This is a genomic window from Streptomyces solincola, assembly GCF_002982015.1.
GTDB lineage: Bacteria > Actinomycetota > Actinomycetes > Streptomycetales > Streptomycetaceae > Streptomyces > Streptomyces solincola.
Map to the genome: position 1 here is coordinate 1 of NZ_PVLV01000325.1, position 6201 is coordinate 6201.

Below are 6201 nucleotides of genomic sequence, written 5' to 3' on the forward strand. Positions count from 1 at the left end.
CCCCGCCATGCCTGCTGCCGTCCCCGCTCCCCGCGTCCCCGCCGGCCCCTCCCGCCGCCGTCTGCTGGCGGGCGGCGGCGCTCTCGCGCTCGCTCCGCTGCTGGCGGCCTGCGGCGGCGAGGACGGGAAGCCGGCGGACGGCGCGGCGGGCGGCGCCTGGTCGTTCAAGGACGACCGGGGCGTCACGGCGAAGACGCCGGGGCGCCCCGAGCGGATCGTCGCCTACGTCTCCACCGCCGCCGCCCTCCACGACTACGGCGTCGAGGTCAAGGGCGTCTTCGGCCCGTCGAAGCCGGTGGACGGCAAGCCCAACCCGCAGGCCGGCGCGATGGACGTGCGCAAGCTGACCAGCCTCGGCGAGCAGTGGGGCCAGTTCAGCGTCGAGAAGTACGCCGCGCTGGAGCCCGACCTGCTGGTCAGCAACATGTTCCCGGCCCCCGACCTGTGGTTCGTGCCGCAGAACAGCAAGAAGAAGATCGAGGCGCTGGCCCCGACGGTCGGCATCGACATCGCCCGCACCTCGCTGCTCAACCCGCTGCGGCGCACCGCCGAGCTGGCCGAGTCGCTGGGCGCGGACCTGGGCGCGCGATCGGTCAAGGACGCGAAGGCCCGCTTCGAGAAGGCCGCCGAGACCCTGCGCACCGCGGCCCGCGGCAGGAAGGGGCTGAAGGTCATGGCGGTGACCGGCGACACGGAGCAGATGTACGTCGCGGTGCCGGACTCCTACAGCGACCTGCACTACTTCAAGGAGCTGGGCGTGGAGTTCGTGGAGGGCAGGAAGTCCGACGAGTGGGGCTTCTGGGAGTTCCTGTCCTGGGAGAACGCCGACAAGTACCACGCCGACCTGATCATGGTCGACAACCGCGCCTCCTCGGTGCCCGAGGACCAGCTCGCCAAGAAGCCGACCTGGCGCCGGCTGCCGGCGGTCAAGGCGGCCCAGACCACCCCGTGGTCGATGGAGGAGCGCTTCAGCTACGCCGGCTGGGCGCCGGTGCTGGAGCGGCTCGCCGCCGCCGTGGAGAAGTCGCGCACGCTGGCCTAGTCCCGCGCCCCCCGCAGGGTCGTTCACGCTGGTCACGGCCGTGTGCGGGCCGCGCGTTCGGGGTCCCCACCCGCCGCCTCGCGGCGGAGGGGGACCCCGTGATCGATCAGAATGACAGAGGGATTAACATATGAGCACTGCCTAGCTCGAAAGATGCTCTCCTGATGACTGTCAACGACGACTCGTTCACCAACTGGAAGAACCGCGAGGAGATCGCGGAGTCGATGATCCCGCTCATCGGGAAGCTGCATCGGGAGCGGGACGTGACCGTCCTCCTCCACAGCCGCTCCCTGGTGAACAAATCGGTGATCAGCATTCTGAAGACCCACCGCTTCGCCCGCCAGATCGCGGGTGAGGAGCTGTCGGTCACCGAGACCCTCCCCTTCCTGGAGGCGCTCACCGCGCTGGACCTCGGCCCCTCGCAGATCGACATCGGCATGCTGGCCGCCACCTACCGGGCCGACGACCGGGGCCTGTCGATCGCGGAGTTCACCGCCGAGGCGGTCGCCGGCGCGACCGGCACGGAGAAGATCGAGCGCCGCGCCCCGCGTGACGTGGTCCTCTACGGCTTCGGCCGGATCGGGCGCCTGGTGGCCCGGTTGCTCATCGAGAAGGCCGGCTCCGGCAACGGCCTGCGGCTGCGCGCCATCGTGGTCCGCCGGGGCGGCGAGGCGGACATCGTCAAGCGCGCCTCGCTGCTGCGCCGCGACTCCATCCACGGCCAGTTCCAGGGCACCATCACCGTGGACGAGGCGAGCAGCACCATCGTCGCCAACGGCAACGAGATCAAGGTCATCTACGCGAACGACCCCTCCGAGGTCGACTACACCGCGTACGGCATCGGCAACGCCATCCTGATCGACAACACCGGCCGCTGGCGGGACCGCGAGGGACTGTCCCAGCACCTGCGGCCCGGCATCGACAAGGTGGTGCTGACCGCGCCCGGCAAGGGCGACGTGCCCAACATCGTGCACGGCGTCAACCACGACACGATCAAGCCGGACGCGCAGATCCTGTCCTGCGCCTCGTGCACCACCAACGCCATCGTCCCGCCGCTGAAGGCGATGAACGACGAGTACGGCGTGCTGCGCGGCCACGTGGAGACGGTCCACTCGTTCACCAACGACCAGAACCTGCTGGACAACTACCACAAGGCCGACCGCCGGGGCCGCTCCGCGCCGCTGAACATGGTCATCACCGAGACCGGCGCCGCCTCGGCCGTCGCCAAGGCGCTGCCGGAGCTGACCGCGCCGATCACCGGCAGCTCGATCCGCGTGCCGGTGCCGGACGTCTCCATCGCGATCCTCAGCCTGCGCCTGGGCCGCGAGACCACCCGCGAGGAGGTGCTCGACTACCTCCGCGAGGTGTCGCTGACCTCGCCGCTGAAGCGCCAGATCGACTTCACCACCACGCCCGACGCCGTCTCCAGCGACTTCATCGGCTCGCGCAACGCCTCGATCGTGGACGCCGGCGCGACCAAGGTGGACGGCGACAACGCCATCCTCTACCTCTGGTACGACAACGAGTACGGCTACTCCTGCCAGGTCGTCCGGGTCGTCCAGCACGTCTCCGGCGTGGAGTACCCGACCTACCCGGCGCCGGCGGTCTGATCCGCCGCCGCACCCGCCGCCGCCTCGGCGGTGTCCGCCGAGCGCGGGCAGGCTTCCCCACCCCGGGGGGCCTGCCCGCGCTCGCACGTCCGGGCTCCGGACCGGGGGCTCACAGCCGGGGGTCGGCGACCGCCTCGACGTGCTCGGCGACCGCCACCAGCAGCACCCTGGTGCCCGGCTCGACGGCCCGCCAGCGGTGCCGGATGCCGCCGGTGAGGTAGAGGGTGTCGCCGGGGCCCAGCCGTACCGTCCGGCCCTCGGCCTCCACCTCCGCCGACCCGTCGGCCACGTACATCAGCTCGTCGTTGCGGTGCCGGAACTCCCGTGCCCCGTCGTGCTCGCCGGTGAACTCCAGGGCGTGCAGCTGGTGGTGGCCGCGCACCAGCGGCCGGGCCCGGCCGCCGCCGGCCGGCGCGAGGCCGGTGTCGTCGCCGGCCCGCACCACGTCCATCCGGCGCGGGGTCCCGGCGGCGGCCAGCAGTTGCACGGCGGTGGTCTCCAGCGCGTCGGCGACCCGCTGGAGCGAGCGCATGCTGGGCCGGGCGCGGTCGTTCTCGATCTGGCTGAGGAAGGGCGCCGAGAGGCCCGAGCGCCGTGCGACCTCGGCGAGGGTCAGCTCCAGGGCCCGGCGCCTGCGGCGCACCCCGGCGCCCACCCGCGGCCCTCCCCCACCGGACCCGTCCGCCCCGTCCGGCCTGCCCGGTCCGTCCGGCGCGCCCGCCGGCTCGCCGTCCGCCTCGCCCATGTGCCGTCCGCTCCCCGCCGTCCGCCCGTGCTCCCTCCGGCACCCTAGCGCGCGCCGCACCGGCCCCTGGATGCCGCCATACGGCCGCCACACTGCCGCAACATCACCCCGCTAGCTTCGAAGTCGCTCGACCACATCAAAGAAAGTTTGACGAGGGTGAGGGACTTCGATGACCGCTGACACTGCCGCGGGTAGGGCTTCCGGGGCGCGGGCCGCCGGCCGGGTGGACCAGAACAGCCGCCGCCGGCGCGGCACCGGGCTGATCGCCCTGGACGCCGAGGCCGCCTTCGACGGCTACACCCTCTACGCGCCGCTCACCGGGGCCGGCGAGGTGTACCTGATCGACCTTCGCGGCGAGGCGGTCCACCGGTGGAACCTCCCCTACCGGCCCGGACGGCACGCCCGGCTGCTCGCCGACGGACGCCTCGCCTACAACGGGGTGCTCCCCGACCAGCCCGCGCTCTTCCCGATGTGGCACAAGTACCGCGGCGGGGTGATGCTCCAGGCCGCCCCGGACGGCACCGTGCTGCGCGAGCACCGGGACCCGCTCCAGCACCACGACGCCCACCACACCGACGACGGCCGCATCCTCTACACCGGGCTGGAGCCGCTGCGGGGCGCGGACGCCGCGGCGGTACGCGGCGGGGTGCCGGGCAGCGAGGCCGCGGACGGCACGGTGTGGGCGGACACCATCACCGAGGTGGACGCGGACGGGAACACCCTGTGGTCCTGGCGGGCCGCCGACCACCTGGACCGCGACGCGTACCCGCTGCACCCGGACTACGCCCGCGAGCACTGGCCGCTGATCAACAGCGTCACCCCGCTGGACGACGGCACCGTCCTGGCCAGCCTGCGCAGCGTCTCGGCGGTGGTCGTCATCGACCGGTCCGACGGCAGGATCGTCTGGCGCACCGAACCGGGCACGGTCTCCCAGCAGCACGCTCCCACCGAACTGCCCGGCGGCAACCTGCTGGTCTTCGACAACGGCGTCTTCCGGCCCGGCTGCGACGTGCCGTACACCCGGGTCGTGGAGATCGAGCGGCCCGGCGGCACGGTGGTCTGGGAGTACCACGACCCGGCCCGGGAGTCGTTCTTCGCCCCCTTCATGGGCAGCGCCCAGAGGCTGGCCAACGGCAACACCCTGGTCACCGACTCCCCGGCGGGCCGGCTCTTCGAAGTGACCGCGGACGGCTACCTGTGCTGGGAGTACGTGGTGCCGCAGTTCGGCGCCTACCGCGAGTCCGAGGTCCGCACGCTCTTCCCGGCCGAGCCGAACGCGGTCTTCCGCGCCTACCGCTACGCCCCCGCCGAGGTGCCCTGGCTCACCGCGCGGGACGGCCGGTGACCGCGCCCGCCCCCGCCCCGAAGCCCGCGCCGCCACCCGACCCGGTGGACGAGCGCGTCCCGCTGCGGCGACTGGCGCCGCTGGCCGGGCAGCACGTGCTGGCGATGGTCGCCGCCCCGGTCTCCACCGCCTTCCTGACCGCCGACGCGCTGCGGCTGACCGGCCCGCAGACCGCCTCCCTGCTCAGCGTGACCCTGCTGCTGTGCGGGGCGGGCACCCTGCTCCAGTCGCTCGGCCCCTGGCGGATCGGCGCGAGGCTGCCGTTCGTGATGCTGCCGGGCGGGGCGGCCACCGCGCTGTTCCTCCAGGTGGCCGGCGAGCACGGGGCGGCCACCGCGAGCGGATCGGTGATCCTCGCCGCGCTCCTGCTGCTGGCCGTGCTGCCGCTGTACGCCCGGGCCGTGCGGCTCTTCCCGCCGCTGGTCATGGGGGTGACCGTACTGCTGATCGGCGTCTCCATGGTGCGGGTGGCCGCAGGGCTGGTCACCGGCGGGCCGGGCCGGCCCGCCGCGCCGTCCGCGCTGCTCCTGGCCGCCGCCACGGTCGGCTGCGTGCTGCTCGCCTACCTGCTGCTGCGTGGGGTGTGGCGGCAGAGCGCCGTGCTCCTGGGCATGGCCGGCGGCACCGCGCTCGCGGCCGTCACCGGGCTCGGTTCCTTCACTCCGCCGGGGGAGGCGGCGGCCGCCCTGCCCGCCCCGCTCCCCTACGGCGTACCGCAGTTCGACCTGCTCGCCGCGCTGCCGCTGCTCGTCTTCAGCCTCACGTCGCTGGCCGAGGCCACCGGCCAGACGGTCCTCAACAGCGAGACGGTGGGCCGCGCCGCCGACCCCGGCCGGGACGTGCCCCGGGTGGCCCGGGCCGACGCGGTCGCCTCGCTGCTCGCCGGCGTGTTCGGCGCGGCCCCGCTGGTGACCAGCTCGGAGAACATCGGCATCAGCAGGCTGACCGGGGTGCGCAGCCGCTACGTCACGGCCGGCGCGGGGGTGCTGCTGGTGCTGTGCGGGCTGCTGGCGCCCATCTCCCGGCTGCTGGCGGGCATCCCGCCGGCCGTGGTGGGCGGCAGCGCCCTGGTGGTGTACGCCGTGATCGCGGTCATGGGCGTGCAGATGCTGCGCCGGGTGGACCTGGACGACCGGGTGAACGTGATGGTCGCGGCCACCGCGCTGGCCGCCGGGCTGCTGCCGGTGCTCTCCCCCGGGCTGTACGACGCCTTCCCGGGCTGGGTGCGCGGTGTGCTGGGCAGCGGGGTGGTGGCGGGCGCGCTCACCGCCGTCCTGCTGCACGGCCTGTTCCGCCTGCGGCCACGCGCCCGGACGGCCCCCGATCCCCGGCCGGCTGCCGAAGCCCGGACGGTCTCCGCTGGTCGGCCGCCCGACGCCTGACGGCGGGGGCGCGGTGCGTCCCGCGCGGCGGCCGGGGTGGCGGCACACCGGGCCGGGCGGCCGCTCCGGGCCGGGGG

Annotated in this window: 5 protein-coding genes; 4 read left to right on the forward strand and 1 reads right to left on the reverse strand. The window is 74.0% G+C overall.

What is annotated here, in order from left to right:
* Window positions 1-7 precede the first annotated feature (7 nt).
* Both C6N75_RS20570 and C6N75_RS20575 read left to right on the forward strand, forming a co-directional pair.
* Window positions 8-1042: an ABC transporter substrate-binding protein gene (locus C6N75_RS20570; RefSeq protein WP_105870390.1), complete on the forward strand. Its 1035-nt coding sequence runs from the start codon at window positions 8-10 to the stop codon at window positions 1040-1042.
* 164 nt (window positions 1043-1206) lie between these two features.
* The gene (locus C6N75_RS20575) at window positions 1207-2652 is read left to right on the forward strand and encodes a glyceraldehyde-3-phosphate dehydrogenase (protein WP_105870387.1); all 1446 of its coding nucleotides are present in this window, start codon (window positions 1207-1209) and stop codon (window positions 2650-2652) included.
* A gap of 109 nt (window positions 2653-2761) precedes the next feature.
* Here C6N75_RS20575 and C6N75_RS20580 read toward each other — a convergent pair whose 3' ends face one another.
* A complete protein-coding gene (locus C6N75_RS20580) occupies window positions 2762-3397 on the reverse strand; it encodes a helix-turn-helix domain-containing protein (RefSeq protein WP_105870388.1) in 636 nt (211 codons plus the stop codon).
* Between the two features lie 169 nt (window positions 3398-3566).
* Between C6N75_RS20580 and C6N75_RS20585 the strand changes: the two genes are divergently transcribed.
* Window positions 3567-4742, forward strand: coding sequence for an aryl-sulfate sulfotransferase (locus C6N75_RS20585; RefSeq protein ID WP_105870389.1), 1176 nt, complete (start codon window positions 3567-3569; stop codon window positions 4740-4742).
* Window positions 4739-6124, forward strand: a complete 1386-nt coding sequence (locus C6N75_RS20590; protein ID WP_258177517.1) for a uracil-xanthine permease family protein — start codon at window positions 4739-4741, stop codon at window positions 6122-6124. The genes C6N75_RS20585 and C6N75_RS20590 overlap by 4 nt, the downstream gene beginning before the upstream one ends.
* The last annotated feature ends 77 nt before the right edge of the window (window positions 6125-6201 follow it).

What these genes read in the sequence shown, in the direction of transcription:
- C6N75_RS20575 (WP_105870387.1), top strand. Translation starts at nt 1,207, where the DNA reads ATGACTGTCAACGACGACTCGTTCACCAACTGGAAGAACCGCGAGGAG.
- C6N75_RS20570 (WP_105870390.1), top strand. Translation starts at nt 8, where the DNA reads ATGCCTGCTGCCGTCCCCGCTCCCCGCGTCCCCGCCGGCCCCTCCCGC.
- C6N75_RS20585 (WP_105870389.1), top strand. Translation starts at nt 3,567, where the DNA reads ATGACCGCTGACACTGCCGCGGGTAGGGCTTCCGGGGCGCGGGCCGCC.
- C6N75_RS20580 (WP_105870388.1), bottom strand. Translation starts at nt 3,397, where the DNA reads ATGGGCGAGGCGGACGGCGAGCCGGCGGGCGCGCCGGACGGACCGGGC.